Source organism: Pseudomonas sp. 3MA1 (assembly GCF_029237275.1).
GTDB lineage: Bacteria > Pseudomonadota > Gammaproteobacteria > Pseudomonadales > Pseudomonadaceae > Aquipseudomonas > Aquipseudomonas fluorescens_AP.
This window is the reverse complement of sequence record NZ_JAACFX010000006.1, coordinates 338,278-356,981: the sequence shown is the minus strand read 5'-3', so window position 1 is coordinate 356,981 and position 18,704 is coordinate 338,278. Positions and strand designations below refer to the sequence as shown.

General features: G+C 65.0%; 12 protein-coding genes. 1 reads left to right on the top strand and 11 read right to left on the bottom strand.

The genetic code is table 11. From position 1 onward, the window contains the following. Positions 1-59: 59 nt before the first annotated feature. The 3 genes from GWQ44_RS18860 to GWQ44_RS18850 all read right to left on the bottom strand — a co-directional run bounded on the left by GWQ44_RS18860 (position 60) and on the right by GWQ44_RS18850 (position 4,028). The gene (locus tag GWQ44_RS18860) at positions 60-1,205 is read right to left on the bottom strand and encodes an AAA family ATPase (RefSeq protein WP_275928028.1); all 1,146 of its coding nucleotides are present in this window, start codon (positions 1,203-1,205) and stop codon (positions 60-62) included. Positions 1,206-1,219: 14 nt separating this feature from the next. Next, positions 1,220-2,080 carry an RNA ligase family protein gene (locus tag GWQ44_RS18855; RefSeq protein ID WP_275928027.1) on the bottom strand — a complete coding sequence of 287 codons (861 nt, stop codon included), beginning with the start codon at positions 2,078-2,080 and terminating at the stop codon, positions 1,220-1,222. A 256-nt stretch (positions 2,081-2,336) separates the two neighbouring features. Further along, positions 2,337-4,028 carry a SulP family inorganic anion transporter gene (locus GWQ44_RS18850; protein ID WP_275928026.1) on the bottom strand — a complete coding sequence of 564 codons (1,692 nt, stop codon included), beginning with the start codon at positions 4,026-4,028 and terminating at the stop codon, positions 2,337-2,339. 399 nt (positions 4,029-4,427) lie between these two features. Here GWQ44_RS18850 and GWQ44_RS18845 point away from each other — a divergent pair, with 399 nt between their 5' ends. After that, complete coding sequence (locus GWQ44_RS18845; RefSeq protein ID WP_275928025.1) at positions 4,428-5,195, top strand: transporter substrate-binding domain-containing protein; 768 nt, start codon at positions 4,428-4,430, stop codon at positions 5,193-5,195. A 71-nt stretch (positions 5,196-5,266) separates the two neighbouring features. On the opposite strand, the gene pelG is transcribed toward GWQ44_RS18845, so the two are convergent. The 8 genes from pelG to GWQ44_RS18805 all read right to left on the bottom strand — a co-directional run bounded on the left by pelG (position 5,267) and on the right by GWQ44_RS18805 (position 18,453). Then, positions 5,267-6,637, bottom strand: a complete 1,371-nt coding sequence (gene pelG, locus GWQ44_RS18840) for an exopolysaccharide Pel transporter PelG (RefSeq protein ID WP_016963202.1) — start codon at positions 6,635-6,637, stop codon at positions 5,267-5,269. Continuing rightward, positions 6,638-8,170 (bottom strand): GT4 family glycosyltransferase PelF, encoded by a 1,533-nt coding sequence (pelF, locus tag GWQ44_RS18835; RefSeq protein WP_016963201.1) that lies wholly within the window; start codon positions 8,168-8,170, stop codon positions 6,638-6,640. Continuing rightward, positions 8,167-9,156 carry a HEAT repeat domain-containing protein gene (locus GWQ44_RS18830; RefSeq protein WP_016963200.1) on the bottom strand — a complete coding sequence of 330 codons (990 nt, stop codon included), beginning with the start codon at positions 9,154-9,156 and terminating at the stop codon, positions 8,167-8,169. The genes pelF and GWQ44_RS18830 overlap by 4 nt, the downstream gene beginning before the upstream one ends. Further along, the gene (locus tag GWQ44_RS18825) at positions 9,134-10,504 is read right to left on the bottom strand and encodes a PelD GGDEF domain-containing protein (RefSeq protein WP_047304398.1); all 1,371 of its coding nucleotides are present in this window, start codon (positions 10,502-10,504) and stop codon (positions 9,134-9,136) included. Before GWQ44_RS18825 ends, GWQ44_RS18830 begins: the two co-directional genes overlap by 23 nt. Positions 10,505-10,509: 5 nt before the next feature. Further along, positions 10,510-11,031 (bottom strand): hypothetical protein, encoded by a 522-nt coding sequence (locus GWQ44_RS18820; RefSeq protein WP_016963198.1) that lies wholly within the window; start codon positions 11,029-11,031, stop codon positions 10,510-10,512. 28 nt (positions 11,032-11,059) lie between these two features. Continuing rightward, a complete protein-coding gene (locus tag GWQ44_RS18815; RefSeq protein WP_275928024.1) occupies positions 11,060-14,653 on the bottom strand; it encodes a tetratricopeptide repeat protein in 3,594 nt (1,197 codons plus the stop codon). Next, complete coding sequence (locus tag GWQ44_RS18810) at positions 14,631-17,441, bottom strand: bifunctional glycoside hydrolase 114/ polysaccharide deacetylase family protein (protein ID WP_275928023.1); 2,811 nt, start codon at positions 17,439-17,441, stop codon at positions 14,631-14,633. Before GWQ44_RS18810 ends, GWQ44_RS18815 begins: the two co-directional genes overlap by 23 nt. A gap of 79 nt (positions 17,442-17,520) precedes the next feature. Further along, positions 17,521-18,453 (bottom strand): NAD-dependent epimerase/dehydratase family protein, encoded by a 933-nt coding sequence (locus tag GWQ44_RS18805; RefSeq protein WP_275928022.1) that lies wholly within the window; start codon positions 18,451-18,453, stop codon positions 17,521-17,523. Positions 18,454-18,704: the final 251 nt, after the last annotated feature.

The following is an 18,704-nucleotide window of genomic DNA, read 5'->3' as shown; positions in this document are numbered from 1 at the left end:
TGAACATCCGCGAATTTGAAACGCTTCATGCCTGGCGTCGCCATGTCCCCCAGAAGCGCTTACCCCGTCACCGCCTGATAAACCACCCGATGCGCCTCGGTCGGCAGCGGCACTTCCCACTTGAACAACATGCGGCGGATATCATCGTTGCGCAGCGAGGTGTCGCGCTTCTGGTTGCGCCGCATGATTTCGTCCTCGGGCCGCTCCAGGTAAAGAATTTCCACCTCGGCGCCGTAACCGTAGAGCAAATCCAGGGTGCGGCTGCGCATCTGCGCCGACAGGTGCGTGGAGTTCCACACAAAGGGTTTGTGCTCGCGCAACAAGGCCTTGGCCCGGTCGATGGCGTAGTGCGCGGCGGCGCCTTCGTTCTGTCCGTGGCGCAGGCCCAGGGCCTGGCGCGCGTCGTCGAACGACACCACCGGCAGCTCCGGATGATGTTGTGCGGTCCAGGTGTCCTTGCCGCTGGCCGGCAGGCCCGAGAGCATCACCACCGACGAGCCCTGCGGCGGGTGCAGTGGGTAGTCGGGGTGTACCCGGGCGCCACGCAGGTACTGAATGCGTGTGTAGTCGTCGACAAAGGCCCGCGGCCCGTACAGGCAGCCCTCCTCCTGCGCCAGTTCGCGCCACAGCTCGATGGCGTCCAGCACATCGGCCTTGCCGGTGTAATCGCGGCCCTGCATATCGGCCTCGGCCACGGCACAGAGCATCCACAGCGGCAGTTCCCAGGACAATTTGTGCAACAGGAACTCAGGGCTGCGGCCGCTGCGATCACCCTGCAGAGCGAAGAACGGCACCTGGTGCACGGCGATGATGCGGCAGATCTGCTCGCGCAGCTCGAATGGCACGCCGGCGCGCCACAACAGCAGCCGCGCATCCACCGCGCCCCGGCGCGAGTGACCGGGCTGGCCGATGCGCCCGGTATCCGGGTCGATCACCGTGGTGTCGGGCTTGGCGATGTCGTGCAACAGGGCGGCGAAGAACAGCACAAAGCGCTGCTCGGCGCTGGCCTGCTGGTAGGCGGGTTGCGCCAGCAAGGCTTCGACCACCAGGCGGGTATGAATCCACACATCGCCTTCGGCGTGGTAGGTCGGGTCTTGCGGTGTCTCGGCCAGGCGCGCCAGGGCCGGAATGGCCGCCAGGCAGGCAGCGGCGTCCATATCGCGCCCCGGCTCGGGGACCAGTTGTTGCAATTGTCGAATGTCCATATCGGGATGTTCCTTCAGTAGCCGTGGCGTGGGCCCTGCCAGTCCATGGACAGGCGCGGCGCATAGAGGTCGACGCCGTCGGCCAATTGATTGGGGATAAAGGGTTGGTTGGCATGGTGCTGGTCGGCATCGAGGATGGCCTGGACGAAGTCCTGGCGTACCCACTTGAGCCGGCCGCGGGTCTGCTGCTCGTCTTCGAGCTTCAGGTACAGGCCTTCCATGCGGCTGGAGCGGTCGCACTGGCGCCAGGCACGGGCCAGGTCGAGGCCTTCGCGGCGCACCACTTGCTCGAACACCTCGCGCCAGCGCGCGGTCTTGGCCAGCGAATCGCCCACCAGCGCCATCAACTCGGCATGCCGGCGCGGCGCAGGGCCTTCGTACAGCACCGGCACCGACAGCACCGGCCCACCTTCTAGCAGGCGCCGGCGCGCCGCGGTGGAGAGGAACAGCCCGGTGGCACGGTCCCACACATCGAACTCGCAGAAGTAATGTGGCAAGCGGTCGTAGAACACCGAGTGCTTCTTGTGCAGCCATTCGCCATACAGCACGAAGCGATCTTCCAGGCGCTCCAGCAACCAGTGTTCGTGAGCCACGGCCCACTGCTTGAACAGATTGAACTGGCGCTCGCGACCACCGCCAGTGAGGTAGTGACCGCGAGATTGCAGGCGCAACTCGCCGCCTGCGCTAAAGCTGATGCCGGTGTTGGCACCATCGAGTTTTTCTTCCACCACCAGCCACTGTCCGGCCAGGGCGGCATAGCGCACCTGGCCAGTGTCAGTGTCGCCATCTTGCAGGCGCGAGCCTTGCAGGTGGGGCGTACGGGGGTATTTGAGCAGTTCCAGGTTGTGCGCGCTGGCACGAATATCCGTGTGCATGGGTTTGTCCTCGAAAACAGAGAAAAACCAACGACAGGATCAGGCAGGCATGGCAATCAAGCGCCGCCGCGCATAGGCACGGGCAGCCATCAGGCAGGATGGACCGTCGTCGGTATCAGGCGTGTTGGCTGGCGTAGGGCACTGGCTTCACCACTTGGAGAAAAGGTTGCAGAGGCTTCAGGGCGCGCATTCAACAGCAGATGGCGGCATCCGGTCAAGCACCGGAGCTGCTCCTCGCCCCGCGCCCCGCTTCGCCTCATTGCTTGCCGCGCGTGCTGTTGCGCCATATGCGGTAGGCCCTGATCCCCGAACGCACCGAGCTGAACAGCAACTGGCCGTCCATTTCCCGGGTCATCCCCGAGCGTTCCAGCATCGTCAGGAACGTGCCGCGGGCACGGGCGATCGCGAAGTAGATGCCCTGGGCGGCCAGGGTTTCGCGGATTTCCCGCAGTACCGCGATGCCGCTGACATCGATATCGGTCACCGCCTCGGCATTGAACAGCACCACCTCGGGCTGGCTCTCGCGCTGCACGGTGTCCAACAGGCGCATCTTGAAGTAGTCGGCGTTGAAGAACAGGATCGCGTCGTCGAAGCGATACACCACCAGGCCGGGCACGGTGTGCGCTTGCGGGTACTGGCGGATGTCCACCTGGCCTTCGATGCCCGGCATCCAGCCCAGCACCGCGTCGGTGGGTTGGTAGATGCTGTACAGCAGGCGCAGGATGGCCAGGGTCACGGCGAAGATGATCCCCGGCAGCACGCCCAGGCCCAGCACGCTGACGGTGGTCAGCAGGCACAGCCAGAACTCGAAGCGGCTGAGGCGGTAGATCTGCTTCAGGGACTTGACGTCGAGCAAGCCCCAGCCCGCCATCAACAGCACCGCGCCCAGGGCCGGCTGCGGAATCCACGCCATGGGCGCGGTGAAAAACAGCAGAATCAGCGCAATCGCCAGGGCCGCGATGATTCCCACCAACTGGCTCTTGCCTCCGGCCATGTCGTTGACCGCGGTACGCGAATCCGCGCCGCTGATGGCAAAGCCCTGGGAGGCACCGGCCGCCAGGTTGCTCAGGCCCAGGGCGATGAATTCATGGTTGGCGTTGATCGCGTAGCCATGGCGCGCGGCGAAGCTGCGGGCCGTGAGCATGGCGCTGCAGAAACTCACGGTGGCGATGCCCAGCGCGTCGCGCAGCAGGCTCTTGCTTTCCTCCAGGCTGGTCTTGGGCCAGGACAACTCGGGAATCCCGGCCGGCACATGACCGAGGATCGCCACCCCGAAGCGGTCGAAGCCCAATAGCCCGGCCAGCAAGGTGAACAGCGCCACCGTCAGCAGCGCTGCCGGCAGCCGCGGGTAGCGCCGCGGCAGCCAGATCAACAGGCCCAGGCTGGCCAGGCCAACGGCCAGGGTCAGGCCATGGATCTCCCCCAGCCGCTGGAGAAAGTCCGCCAGCCCCAGAATGAAGCCCTCGCCTTCGATCTTGAAGCCCACCACCTTGCCCATTTGCCCGGCGATCAGGCTCAGACCGATGCCGTTGAGGTAGCCGATGAGGATCGGCCGCGAGAAGAAGCTGGCGATAAAACCCGCCCGGGCGATCCCGGCGGCGATCAGCATCAGGCCCACCAGCACGGTGACAATCATCGACAACTCGACGGTACGCTGCAGGTCGCCCATGGCCAAAGGCGCCACGGCGCCGCCGAGCATGGCGCAAGTAGCGGCATCGGGGCCGACCATCAGTTGCCGCGAGCTGCCGACCAAGGCATAGACGATCATCGGCAGCACACAGGCGTAGAGCCCGTACTGCGGCGGCAGGCCGACAATCTGCGCATAGGCGATGGCGATCGGGATCTGGATGGCCGCCACGGACAACCCGGCCCGCAGGTCGGCGCGCAACCATTCGCGGCGGTAGTGCAACAAGTTGGACAGGCCAGATAGACAGCGGGATAACGACATGCCGGGTCCTTTCGAAATAATCCGTTTTATTCTTTGGCCGCGCTCTGGCGGCCCTCTTGTTTGGCCCGGCGACGCGGGCGCGTATTCAAGCGAATCGGGCCACTTGGCGCCATGAGCTGGAGCAGCTTTTGCGTCGATTCACCCAGATGATTGGCCATGGGCAACCCGCTGGCGCTTGTGGGCCGGTGCCCACCGCTGTTCAACGTCACCGGTTGCACCAGCCCTGAACCGTGATGGCAATCAGCGGTCAAAATAATCCGTCAAACCCATCCATCTCTGCACATAACCCTCTAATCTTGGCGGCACGTTTTGCAGGTCGTTGCGGTCGGTCTTTGTCGGTGTCGAATACGCAGCGTTAATCCGAGAGCATGAAATGCCACTGTCTGTTGAGTTACTGCCATGACTCATGTGAGTCAATCGTTGCGCCTGTGGGGGGCGCTGATCCTGACGCCGCTGTTTGCGCTGATGGTCTGGGTGGCCTCGGTGTCTGGCGCAGAGCCCCTTGGCTTCGACCTGTACATCGCCGAGGCGCCGCCTTTATCGATGCTGGACCAGACCGGCCTGCATGGCATCGTCGGTGATGCGACGTCGGAAGCGGCGATCCGGGCCGGTTATACGCTGCATTTTATCGAAGTGCCCTGGGCACGAGCCCAGCAAAGCGTGCGCAAAGGCGTCGACAAGCTGATCATTCAGCTGTCGCGCACGCCGGAAAGAGAAGCCGATTACACCTGGATCGCGCCCATCATGACCATGGACAGAGCCTTCTTCAGCCTGCACACGCGCGTCGAAACCCTGCAGCAGGCGCGGGACACCTTTGCTCGGATCGCCGTTGGCCGGGGCAGTGCCCAAGAGCAGAAGCTCCGGGCTGAAGGCTTTGCCGACAATCAGATCTATCCGTTTGAAATTGGCGAGAACCCGGCGCAACTGCTGCTGATGGGACGGGTCGACGCCTGGTTCAACGGCATTCCCGAAACCCAGAGCATCTGGCGCAAGGTGTCGACTCAGCCGTTGCAGGTCAGTCCGGTCTTTATGAGCACCGATCTGTACCTGGCCTGCTCCAGAAACTGCAATGCGACACTGGTGCGCAAGCTGCGCGCGGCGGTCGAGGAGCTGCGCAAGGACGGCACGCTGGAGAGAATGCGAAAATCCTACCTCGAGGCTCCCTGAGCGGCCCCCTGTGCTGCGCATTACCCAGGGCGCGTTGCACACGGTCCGCAGCACGCGCTGGCCGATGCCCCTCAACGCGAGAGCATGAACGTCTCGTACTCCAGGTCATCCAGCGCCGTCGACAACCGCGCCAGCCCCAGCAGCACGCAGATCAGCAGCGACAGGGTGAAGCCATAGCCGAAGTAGCTCGGCCCCAGGTGCAGGCTGAGCAGGGTCAACCCGGCGTTGAGGGCGACGAAGAACAGGCACAGCTCCAGCACGATCGCCCGTTTGTCGAGGTAGAAAAACACGTTGAGGATGGCCATGAACACCACCTGGATGCTCACCCCGATCAGGTCGATGTAGAACAGCGGCAGGTAGTAGCTGGACATCCCCAGCCATTCCAGCAGACGCGGCCCGAAGAGAAACAGCAGGACCACCGTCAGCCCCTGGACCTTGCAGATTTCCAGCAGGCCCTGGCGGATCGAGAAGGTCATCTCGGCTTTCAGCGAACCGATGTGCTGCAGGGTTTCGCCGTCGCGCACCGCGCGAAACAGCCGGTCGTACCACTCGGCGAAGTCGGTTTCGATCCGCACCAGGAACACCGCCATGCCGGGAATGATCGCCAGGTAGGCGAGGAAGATCGGCAGGTCATACAGGATCGAAGCGCGCAGCGGTCCGATCACCTGGCTGGAGGTGTCCGGGTTGAACCAGAAGATGAACTTGTCGATCCAGATCCCCAGGTTGTAGCAAAGCCCGGTCAGCAGCAGGCTGACAAACACCTGGCGGCGGTCGAGAAAATCGAAGGCCACCAGCTTTTCCGCGCGGTACTCGCGCAGGATGTCGTACAGGAACAGGAACAGCAGCGAGCTGTGCCCCAGCAACAGCGCCAGCAGCAGCCCTTCCATGCCCATGTGCCGCAGGAAGAACGCGCTGCCCACCATCAGTGCGTAGCCCGCCAGCATCACCAGCAGGATGCGGTTATAGGCCTTCATCCCCGAGAGGAAGATGATCACCAGCCACAGGTTGCACAGCACCACGAAGTTGGCCAGGGTCATCAGGCGGTAGATCAGCGGCTGGTCGAACAGGGTCACCAGCAGCAGGATGCCCAGCACGCCCGAGCCCAGGGTCACCAGCAACAGCACCCCCACCAGGTTCGGCAGGATGTGCTCGTACTTGCGCTCGAACAGGCGGTCGGAGACGAAACGGGTGAAAAACAGCTGCAAGCCGCCGGTGAGGATCAGCGAGGTGGCCATCAGGTAGGTCACGGTGATCAGAAACTGCCGGATCAGCACCTCCGGCACTACCAGCCCGAGGCTGATGACCCCCACCAGCATCACGCTGAGAATCGACAGCACCCAGGGCCCGGAACTGATCAGGCCGGCGTAGACATAGGCATGCAGGGTCGCGGTGTAGGAGTCGCGGGACAGAATCTTGCGCAGTTCGAAACCGATGCCGGCCATTTACACAGCCTCCTTGTGTGGGGCGCCCATGGCGGTGTCATACAGCGTGCGATAGCGCTCGATCATCAGGGTTTCGCTGTAGTAGCGGTGTACCCGCGCCAGGCCGGCGGCCTGGGCGGCTTGCCAGCGTTGCGGGCTGCGCAGCAGATCGATGATCGCCTGGGACGTGGCCTGGGGATCGGCGATCGCCACCACCTCCCCGGCCAGCCCCAGATCGCGGTCGGCCGCTTCGCCGCCCTCGATCAGTTCCCGGCAGGAGCCGACGTCGCTGCTGACCACCGGCGTGCCGGCGGCCCAGGCTTCGAGAATCACCAAAGGCTGGGCCTCGCTGATGGAGGTCAGCACCATCAGGCCCAGCTGCGGCAGGATGTCCTGGATCTTCTGGAAGCCGAGGAACAGCACCTTCTGCTCCAGGCCGAGACTGGCCACCAGGCTGCGACACTCGGCGACGTACTCGGGGTCTTCCTCTTCCGGGCCGACAATCCAGCCTTCCACCTGGGGCATGACACTGACCACGCCACGCATGGCCCGAAGGAAGGTCTTCACGTCCTTGATCGGCACCACCCGGCCGATCAGCCCGACCACCGGCGCGATGCCGGCGGCACGGGACTCATAGGCCTGGGTCCAGAGTTGCAGGTTGATGCCGTTGGGAATCACCTGGGTGCGCTCCGGCGGCGCGCCGTCCTTGATCTGCCGCTGGCGGTTGCCGTCGTACAGGGCAATGATCTGGTCGGCGCTCTCGTAGACCAGATGACCGATGCGTTCGAAAAAACGCACCCAGAGCATGCGGATGTAGCCGGAACCACTGTCCATGCTGTCGTTGAGCGCCTGGTTGCTGCTTTCCGCGATCCAGCTGGCCTGGGCCAGGTCGATCTTGCGTTCCTTGGTGTAGATCCCGTGCTCGCTGAGCAGGAACCGGCAGCCCCACAGCTGCTTGAGAATGCAGCCCACCAGCCCGGCGTAACCGGTGGAAATCGAATGCAGGACCCGGGCCCGCGGCATGCGCCGGGCTGCGGCGGCCAGCATCAGCAGCGGCGACTGCATGGTGCGCAGGGTCCAGAAATAGTTGACGAAGGACGGATCGGCGCAATGCTGCTCGTAGCCTTCGGTCAGCGCCTCCCAGCTGGGGCGGCTGTAGAGCACGTCGTCCAGGGTGATTCGCGCCTGGGCCAGGGAATCGAGCACGCCAATGCCCAGCTCGGCGGGCGGTTTCTCCGGGTTGTGCAGGTAACGGTACAGGTTGCTCAATTCCTCCAGGGACGCCGTGTGGGCGACCCGCTTGTGCTTGGGATTGCGCCAGGCCTCCTCCAGATACACTTCTTCGATGTGCACCACGTTGGCCGGGATCTCGTAGCGGCGCTGGCCGTAGGCTTCGCGCTGGCCGCCAATGAACAGCACGGAAAAGGTCAGCTGCGGCAAGCCGAGGATCATCTGGTGGATCCAGCTGGAGACACCGCCGCGCACATAGGGCCAGGTGCCTTCGAGCAGCAGGCAGACATCGGCAATGGGGGTTGGGTCGACGGCGTTTTTCATGTCCAGGTCCTTACCAGCCCGGCAAAGGGCGGACGTTGTTGCATCTGCGGCGGCAAGCTTTTGAGCAGCGCGGGAATCTCTGAATAGTTGCCGGTTTCAAAGGCGATCTCGGCCCGAAACGGCAAGACCTTGGCCGGGTCCATGCCCGCTTCCTGGGCCTGGTGCATATGCAGTCGCGCCTTGCCGATGTCGCCCCGCTCAAGGGCGATACGCCCGGCCAGCAACAGCAACTCGCCGCCCTCTCCCGCCTCCAGCGCCTGCTCGGCATGCTCGCCGGCTTGCCCTAGCACGTGCTGCTGCACGCTGCCCTGGGCCAGGCCCAGGTAAGCCAGCTCCCAGTACCAGCGCGCCAGGGTCGCGTGCAAGGCGCCGGCCTTCTTCGGCGCGGCACCGGGCAACTGTTCCAGCGAAGCCTGAATCCGCTGGTTGATGTCGGTTTCCTGTTTGTCGAGCATCGAATACGCCAGCAGGCGCACATCGTCGCTGGGGTCGCCCAGGGCCAGCTTGAGAATCGGCACCGCTTCCTTGCCCGGCATCCTGCGGGTGGCGAGCAACGCCGCCAGGCGCTGGTCGGGGTCCGGGGCGTGGCGCAGCACATCCTGCAAGCCACTGTCGCCGAAGGTCGGCGAATGCAGTTGGGTCTGGGCGCGAAACGGCAGGTCGGGAATGCCCACCGCCTGCCACATCTGCACCTCGCGCTTGCGCGGCAGGTACAAGGCCGGAAAGATCGCCGCGATCACCCCGACCGAGCCCAGCAGCGGAACGAAGAACGCCAGGCTGAAGATAAACAGCGGGCTCCACGGCAACGGCCGCCGATAACGCGCCGGCAACAGCAGCCAGACCGCCGCCGTCAGCAGGCCGCAGGCGATGGCATGACTCATTGCATACAGCAGCGCGACCTGCAGGTCGGGCAGCTGCGCCGTCAGGCTGGCCCAGCTCCCAACCTCGAAAAACAGCGCTCCGCTAAACAGCCACTTGCTGATCATTCAGGCCACACTCGTTGTACAGAAAGTTACGCAGTCCATCCCGTTGCCGGGCCGACTCCAGGTCATAAGGCAGCACCTTGACCCCCAGGCTCGCCAGTTCCACGCTCATGCCGAAGTGCTCGTGCACCAGCTTGCCCAGGCGCGTCAGATAGCCTTGGGCGCCCTCGCTGCTGGTCAGCGGCAGGAGCACCAGCAGCAGCCCGTGCCCGCGGTTGTTGACCAGGCTCAGGTGCAGGTCCAGCCCGCGCTGGCTGCGCTCGAACAGCCGCGTCAGTTCATCGTTGGGCTGGGTCAATTCGAAGGCATAGAGGCAGCCGGACAGGCCGTGGCGCTCGACATCCACCAGCGAACGCTTGAGCTGGCGGGTGAACTGCTGACTGTCGGCGTCCTGCAGTTGCAGCACCTGGGAATCGGCCTGCAGCAAGTCGGCGATGTGCCCGGCCAGCAGGGCCAGCAGGCTGAGGGTGCGCTCCTGGAAGGCAAAGAACGGCATCTGCCGCACCGCCAGCACCGCCAGCACCTGCCCCTGGGTGTCCACCAGCGGGATGCAGGCCTGCAACGACGACACCGCGGCTTGTCCGCCGCTGTCGAGCAGCTCTTCGCGCACACTCACCAGTTCCGCGCGCTCCAGGCACAGGCGCACCAGCAGGTCCTTGTCGTCCAGGGTGGGCATGGTGCCGATGGAGGCCAGCAGGCTCAGCTGGGGCGCCGCGTTGGCGGCCTGTTGCACCCGGTACAGCCCGGCCACCCGCAGCGAACCGTACTGGCCCAGCAGGGTCAGCACCGGCTCGGCCAGCAGGGTCAGGGCATCGTCGCCATTGGGCGCCGCCCGCAGCCGCTCACGCAGGCCCAGTAACGAGCTGCGCAGGCTCTGGTCGCTGCCGGCCAGGCGCTGCTCCAGGCGATCGTGGGACACCCGCAGAATCTGATGGGCCCGGGTGAAGTCGTCGAGCCGGTACTGGCGATACTCGTTGGCCATCTGCAAGCGCAGCAGGCGCCGCTCCCACAGGTCGCGCACCTCGCCCACCAGCATGCCGCAGACCAGCACGCCAACGATGTAGGACGGCGCGATCTGTGCGTAGCCCGGCAGGCCGTTCTGCCGCAGGACGAAAAACGCCGCCACCAGCAGGCTGGCGCTGATCAGGCCGCGGACAAACCCGTAGCGCACCCCCAGCAACAGCGGCGCCAGCACCGACCAGGGAAACTCGCCCTGCACCTGCAGCGGATCCTGGGGCGCCAGCCACAGGCCGACGCCGATCACCAGGGCGGTCACCAGGAAGGTTTCCAGCCATGACGCCGGCCCGCTGGCTCGGGGCGCCAGCGCGTAGTCCATGTGTGGAGAGTTCATGGCCGTCACTCGATCCGCAGGCCGCCGACCAGTTTGTCGAGGACCTTCTGCGCCGCACCGGCCAGGCTCTCGCGTGACCAGCCGGCGCGGGCGCCGCTGTGGCTCCACAGCACTTTGCCCGTGCCCGCCTCGACCACCCGCAGGCTGATGCCCACCGCCGGTTCGCCGTCCAGGCCATTCTTGTACTGCCACTCTTCGACACTGCCGGACACCACATAGTCGAGCTTCTGCTCGCGGGCCCAGTCCATGGCCCCGGCCAGGCGCTCGCTATCGTCCAGCAGGGCCTGCTCGCCCTGCCCCGGCGCGCCGCTGTAGACCTGGGGTTGCAGGCCGCGGCTGCTGAGCACGCTGAGCAGGATCTGCTCACTGCGCTCGCCGGCCTGGGGCGTCTGCGAATAGTTGACCAGCGGCAACACGCCCCAGCGGGCATTTTTCGACAGTTCCGGGCTGCTTTGACCGGTAAAGCTGGTGCACCCGGCCATCAGCACGGCGGCCATCGCCAGACTCACGCAACGAAGGGATTGCATAAGGTTCACTCCTCTTTGAATTCCATGATCAGCGTCCAAAACGCACGCTGTAGCTGACACCTGCAGTGCCGCCGGATTTGCCGGTTCCGCCTTGTGGCGCCGACTGGTAACCGAAGGTCACTGCCAATTCGTCATCCCCTAGCACCTCGGTGCCGATACCGGTACTGATGGCGTAGTTGATGGTGTTGTCGGTCCACTGCCAGCCGGAGCTGACGTCCACCAGCCAGGTGTACTGCCCGCGCGTGCGGTTCAGCGCCCCCGGGAAGCCGCGGCGCCAGGCACTGCCGAAGAACAGCTGGCCATAGCGCTTCTGCAGCAGGGTCTGGCTGTTGATCTGGCTCGGGTCGTCGAGCTGGATGCCGGCCAGATCGATGCCCCCGCCCAGGGTATTGGCCAGGTTGGGCAGCGAGCGGTTGTTCAGGCTGTTCTGCTGGTAGTCGATGCCGCTGCGCAGTTCCCAGTTCGGACCTTCGAACTGCAGGGTGTGGTCGAACTCGATCTTCAGCGCCTGACCGCTGCCCAGGTCGTCGCCGCTGCGGGTCGAGAACCAGCGCTGGGCCAGGTTCCAGGACAGCTGGTCGCGGGCCGAGTAGCGATGCCGGCCGCCGACCCAGAGATCATCCTGCTGGCCGAAGGCACGCATCAGTCCGCTGTCTTCGTTCTTGCGGTGCCAGTCGGCGCCGGCGTCCAGTTCGTTGCCGCTGTCCACCTGCCAGGTACGACTGATGCCCAGGCCGTTGCGGTCATCGTCCTTGCGCAGGCTGCTGTCGAGGATCAGCTTGTAATTGCCGTTCTCCACCTGACGCTGCAGGGTCAGCTCAGTATTGGTTTCAGTGCCCAAGCGCCCCGAGTCCAGGGTATCGCCGCTGTATTGGCCCTGCTCCAGCACCAGCTTGGCGTACCAGTTGTCGTTGAGGTAACGGGCGGCGGTCAGCCGCGGGCCGTTGAACACCAGTCCGCCGTAGTCCTGGCGCTCCCAGGCCAGTTGCACGCCCTGGGGCGTGCGCTCGGTCATCTCGATGGCCTGCCGGCGCAACTGCTCGCGGATCGCTGGCGGCTGGTCGTCACCCAGCGCCGACAGGCCGGTGGCCAAGGCTTCACCGCCGCGCCCGAGGCTGTTCAGGGCTTCGACCTGCTGCGCCGGATCCAGGCTGCCGCCGGCCACCAGACGCTCCAGGGCCTGGCGGTTACTGCCGCGCAAGGCTTCCTGGATCTGTTCGTAGCTGCTGATCTTCAGGCCCCGGCTGCGGGCCCAGGCCAGCCACTCGTCCTTCTGCGCCGACTGATTGAGGTCATCCAGGCGCGCGAGGAATTGATCGAACCACAGCTGCAGCATCGGTTTGGAACCGTCTTGCCATTGCATGGCCTGGTTCTGTGCCTTGCGCGACGAGTAGCTGCTGGCCAGCAGGCGCAGCCAGGTGGCATAGCCCTGAGGCGTGGCGCGGACCTGCTCCGCGGTCACCTGGCGATCGAGCTTGAGCCGCAGGCGCTGGGCCGAGTCGGCATAACCCGCGCTTTCCAGGGCATCGGCATAGGCAGCCTGGACCATCCAGTCCTGCGAATTGCCTTGCAGGTACAGGCGATACCAGGCCAGGGCCTCGGTATTGCGCCCCACCAGCTGGCTGGCGGCGGCGAATGGCAGCCACAGCGTGCTGTCACTGCGGGCCAGGGCGCGCCATTGCTGCAACAGCGGCTTGATCTCGGCACTGCGGCCCAGGTCGACATACAGCCACAACAGGCGTTCGCGGAAGGTGTTGTCATCCGGGAACCGGCTCAAGCCCAGGCGATACAGGCGCAACGCCTCGTCGCTGTTGCCCTGTTGCACCGCCAGGGCGCCGCGCGCGGCCAGCACCTGGGACTGATCGGAGGCATCCGGGTACTGCTCGGCCTCCTTGAGCAGATCGCCCACCAGCGGCCAGTCCTGAAGTTCCTGGGCCAGTTGCAAGGCGGCGACCAGGCGCTGCGGATCGTGGCCCTGGCGCCAACTGTCGACGGTCAACTGCAAAGCCTTGCGCGGGTCGCGGGTACGATACAGGGCAATCAGCTGACTCTCGTCACCGCTGTTGAGCGAGCCCTTGATCGCCAGCATCTTCTCTAGGGCCAGCTGCAGCTCATCGTCCAGTTCCAGATCCCAGGCCAGGGCGGCGCGGGACTGCCAGTAGTTGAGGTCGTCGATCTTGTTGCCATCGACCGCGGTGATCACCTTCCACGCCGACTGGCTGTCAAACAGCTTGAGGTAGTTGTTGGCCCAGTCCACCCGCTCGGTGCTGGTCAGCGGGTAACGCTTGGCGAAATTGGTCCACACCGCCAGACGCTCCGGGTATTGCTCGGTGTTTTCCAGGTTCTGCAACAGGCGCACCCAGGCCAGCCGGTGCTTGGGGTACTTGGCGACGTAGCGGCGCAGCCAGACTTCCGCCTGCTCGGGGGTGCCGCGGGATTCTTCGGCGTACACCAGGGCGTCGAGCTCGACATTGCTCAGGGCGCGGGTGTCCATGATCCCGGCCAGCAGCGGAATGCCGCGGTCGAAGTCGTAGGTCTGCATCGCCAGGCGCCAGGTGTGTTCGAACTGCGCCGGGTCGTGACGCAGCTTGCTCAGGCTGATCCAGTAGCCCAGCGCCGAGGCCGAATCGCCCTGCCACTCGGCGAGATGGGCCATCTGCTCCAGCAGCGCCGGATCCTCCGGGCGCAGTTCCAGCAGTTGCACGCCCACCGCATGGGCGCCGTTCAGGTCGCCGAAGGCCAAACGCTGCTTGAACTCCTTGGCCAGGACCTCCGGGCTGTCGGGCTGCAACTTGCGCCAGGCGCTGAAGAACTGCTCGGCCAGGTCCGAGCGGTTGTGGGCAATCGCCACATCAACGCCCCGGTCCAGCAGCCCGGCATCGAATTCGGCTTGCGGCTGCGCCGCCAGCTCGTGGGCCAGCAGCTCGGCGGCCTGATCGCCACGATCCGCCGCCACCAGGGTGGTGAAGGCTTGCTGCAGGAGCTGGCGACGCACTTCAGGGGTCTGGCCGGCATCGAGCAGTTGCACATAAAGGTCGGCGGCGCGCCCCGGCTGTTCGCTGGCCTGATACCAGCGCGCCGCTTCGGGCAGCCAGTGTTGAGCCTGCTTGGGATCGCGACGCGCCAGCTCGGCGTAGGCATCCGCCGCCAGCCCCGGCGCCTGGGCCGCCAAGGCCAGGGAAGCCAGGCGCTCCAGCTGCGGGCTGGGCAAGGAGCGGTAATCGAAGGCCTTGAAACGCTCGGCCAGGGCCTGCAGCGCGGCGCTGTCGGTGCTGTTGTTCAGCGCCAGGGCATCGAGCTGCAGACGGTAGTAGGCCTTGAGCGCCGGGTCGGGTTGCGGCCACTCGGCCAGGTGTTTCTCGGCCTTGGGGTAGTCGCCCAGCTGAATCAGCAGATCCAGCAGCTGGGTGCGCAACTCGCTGTTTTCCGGGTGGGCGGCCAGCAGCACTTCGGCATAGCTGGCGGACACCTCGTCCGGTTGGCCACCCTTGGGCCGGAAGGCGTCTTCGTTGCGATAGGTCGCCCACAGCAGCACGCCGACGGCAATCGCCACCAGCAGCAAGGCCCAGGGATTGAGCAGCCGCGCCCGCGGGGCCTTGTTAGTTGCAGAAGAGTTGGCCATCACTCACCTGCTTCAAAGGAAGTTGGAAATGCCACAGGCCCTGTTCCGACTTGCCGGCGTAGCGTTGCCCCTGGACTTCGACCCGACAGGCACTGGCCGAACGCACCGAGAACTCCAGGTTGAATTGACCCGCGAACGAGAACGTCACCTGCCGGTCATTCACATAACGCCAGTCGCGCAGAGGGATGTTCGCCAGTTCCAGGGCCGGACGCGGGTCACGCTCGGGACGCAGGGCCAGCAACGGTTGATCGCTGCTCAAGGCCACATAGCGCCCCTGGGGCAGATCGCGGACCCCGGCCACGCCCCGGGAGCGGCCGAGATCCGGCCAGCCGAGCGCCGGGTCCAGGCGCAGGGTGCGCAAACCATCCAGGCCGCGCACCTGCCAGTCGCCGTCGACGGTACGCGCCAGACTGGCCTGGTACAGGCCGTGGACCCGGTCCAGATAGTCGCTCATCCACAAGGACAGCGGCTGCTGGCCGCGCATGAACTGGTAGATCTCGGTCATGGCCTTGATCGAGGCCTGCTTGGTGCCCGAATAGAAGTGGTAGTACAGGTGAATGCCGCGCAGACGCCGCGGGCTGTCGGTCAGCTCGAAGGTGTCGATCACGTCGCGGAAACCGTAATACGGGCCCTTCCAGAGGTTGGTGTACATGTTCTCGTTGATCACCGGCGCGTAGTATTGCAGGCCGCCTTCGGTGGGCCGCAGCAAGGGATACAGGCCGGTCAGCGACGAGTTGGCCTTGGTCAGGATGGTCTGCCCGCCGTTGACGTTCTTCAGCCCGGCGGCGTAGGCCATCTTGATGGTGTCAGCGCTGGGCAGCGCGTCCCCCGGCCAGAAGATCAGCTTCACCGGCTTCTGCGCGGTGGTCAGGCGGCTGTTGATGTAGTCCCGCGAGCCGTAGATCTCACGCTTGTAGTCCAGGGTGTTGTACCCCGGAATGTTCAGGCGCAGGCCGTATTCGGCATGGAAGTCCTCGTCCTTCTTGGCCTTGTCCGGCTGCATGTAGAACGGGTGGCTGTAGGTGTGGGTGGCCACCTCGACCTTGGGATCGGCAAAGATCTCCCGGGCAATCGGCTCCAGTTCCGGGGCGAGGAACGGCGACATGCCCTTGGGCCCGATCTCCCCTTCGATGATCGACACCGAGGTCAGGTACGGGTTGGGCCGGATGTAGTCGTCCAGCACCTGACGCCCGGAATACGGAGTGCCGCGCACTTCGGCGTGGGACGGAAAGCCGTCGCCGTCGATGTGCACCGTGGCGATCCGCCGGCCGTTCTCGGTGGTGGTGTCCGGGCGCGGTTGCGCCGGCAGGCGCAGGGCCTTCTGGATAAAGGCGAACGGGTCGAGAATCCAGCGGCTGCGCTCGACATTGGCTTCCACCACATAAGGCGCCAGGGCCATGCCGCCCCAGGCACCGATGACCACGGGCGCGTACTTGCCGCCCTTGTCGTCCCCCAGCAGCAAGGCCGGTTTCGGCCCGTCGGGCAACAGCGTGACCCGGGTCAGTTCGCGGGTCCGCGCCACCACCGGTGCTTCGAAGCCACCGATCAGGCTCTTGTCCTGACTCAGGATCTGCAGGGCGCCGCGTGCTCCAGGCGCCGCCAGGCCCAGCCCCAGGCGCTTGAGCAGCGCGCGGTCTTCGATCGGCAGGCCGGCCATGATGGCCAGCGGCACCTGTTCGTCCAGGCGCTGGCCGATCCAGCGGCTGAAAGCACGGCTGTCCTGGGGCGGGCCGCTGGTCATCCACAGCACCACTCCGGCGTACAAGCCGGCAAAGCTGTAGGACGGCAGGCTGTCATCGGCCGGCAGGTAGTCCACGCGGTAGCCCAGGTATTCCAGCAGGCCGCCGAGCATGCGGTGCCCGGCGTGATCGTAGAGTTCGCCTTCACGCGGGTCATAGAGCATGGCGATGCGCCGCGGCTGCACTTCCACGGTGCTCAGGCCGATCGAGTTGAGGTCCGGGGTGGTGACCACCGGGATAAAGCCTTCCTGACTCAGTTGGCGCGCCAGCTTGCGCGCTTCTTCGCGGCGGCTGGGCGGCAAGTAGTCGATGGCCACCAAGGGAATGTTTTTTGCCCGCAGTGGCTTGAGTTCACCTTCGAGCCAGTTGCGGTCGGCCTCGGAAACCGGCCGATAACGCTTGGCCGCGGCATCCCAGCCGGCATGGATCGATTCCACGGCCACCGCCGAGGCGACGCCGTCGAGTTCGCCCAAGACCTCGAAACCGCGGTTGAAAAACAGTTTCAGGTTGGGCAAGCGGCTGTGCAGTTCCCGCAGGAACGACGCCAGGGCGTGGCGTTGCGCTTCGCGCTGGGCTTCGGGGAGCAACTGGAAACTGTCCAGGGTATCGAGGAACAGACCGGCATAGCCCTGCTCCTGCAAGGCCTTGGCGCGCTTGAACAGATGTTCGCGCCAGGCCGGGGTGGCGATGTCCATCACCTGGCTGTCCCAGGCCTTGTTGCGGATCGCGCTGGCGCCCTGGGTCAGGGCCTGTTTGTCGAGTGCCGCGCGGTCGCCGTCGAACTCGCCCACCGACAGGTAGGCGAACGGCTGGCTGCCCAGCTTGCGCAAGGTGGCGACATCCGCGGTGCTCATATGACCGGGCTCGACCACCGCCCACTCGAACTGCGCCAGTTCCTCCAGCGGAGGTCGTTCGGCGTACCAGAAGCCGACGCTGGCCGGCGCCGGCGGCGCGGCCTGTACCAGCGAAGGGGTTACACACAAGGCCAATGCGGTAAACAGGCGCCGAACCATGTTGAAGACACGCCCCCTGCGAAACTCGATGTCCATAACTCACTCTTCAGTAGATCAATCGGCACACCATCAGGCTGTCGAGCTCCGGCTCGCCGGAACGCTCAAGGCCAGGAAGCTAGAGACTGCGGTACAGCTGGGCCAGGCCCTCCCCGAGACGGGTCGGCGTCCCCAGGACGAAGCGCTCGCGCAAACGTCGGTTGTCGGCCTTCGAATGGCGGATATCACCGGGTCGCGCCGCGGCATGATTCACCTGCAGCGGCTGGCCGCTGATCTGTTGCAGGGTCGCGATCAGGTCGTTGAGGCTGGTCACGCCACCCAGGCCGACGTTGGTGGCATCGATCGCCGGTGCAGGTTGCTCAAGGCCCTGGATCAGGATCTTCACCAGGTCGGCGACATAGACAAAATCCCGGGTCTGCCCGCCATCGCCGAACAGGGTGATCGGCCGCTGGCTCCTGGCCCGTTCGCTGAAGATGCTGATCACCCCGGAATACGGCGAGGAAGGGTCCTGGCGCGGACCGAAAATATTGAAAAAGCGCAGGATTACCGGCTCCAGGCCATGCTGGCGACGGTAGAAATCCAGGTAGTACTCGCTGGCGAGCTTGTCAGATGCGTAGGGCGTGAGGGGCGACTTGGGCGTTTGTTCATCGATCGCGGTGCCCTCGCCGTTATTGCCATAGACCGCGGCGCTGGAAGCGAACACCACCCGGCGGATACCCGCCGCGACCATGGCCTCGCAGACCCGCAGGGTGCCGATGAAGTTGCTCTGGTGGGTGCGCACCGGGTCTTCGACCGAGGCCTGCACCGAAGCCACCGCCGCCAGGTGCACCACCGCGTCACAGCCTTGCATGGCCGTGGCCAGGAGCGTGGCATCGGCGACATCACCGACCGTGAGTTGCAGGCCCTGATGGGTCAGCGGCAGATTGCTGGTCTTGCCAGTGGACAGATCATCCAGCACATGAACGGCATAGCCTTTGGCCAACAGCGCATCGACCAAGTGCGAGCCAATAAAACCGGCGCCACCCGTAACCAGTATCCGTTCAGTAGACATAGATCATCCCGAGAAAAATATCGTCGCTACGCCGATTCAAGCTAGCACACCCATTGAAAACACCATGGCCAATAGCTGCCATGAGCGTCATGTGTTGGGGGGGCTGTGGTCTTCCAAAGGCTCTAGCGCCTTGGCTTGAGCCGATCCGATGATGTTGGCGTCAAAAAAACATCAATAAAATCAACTGCTCAGCGAGCGCATACTGGGGTGAAAAAGCCATTACGTCAATATTACGTCTAATGATCGCGATC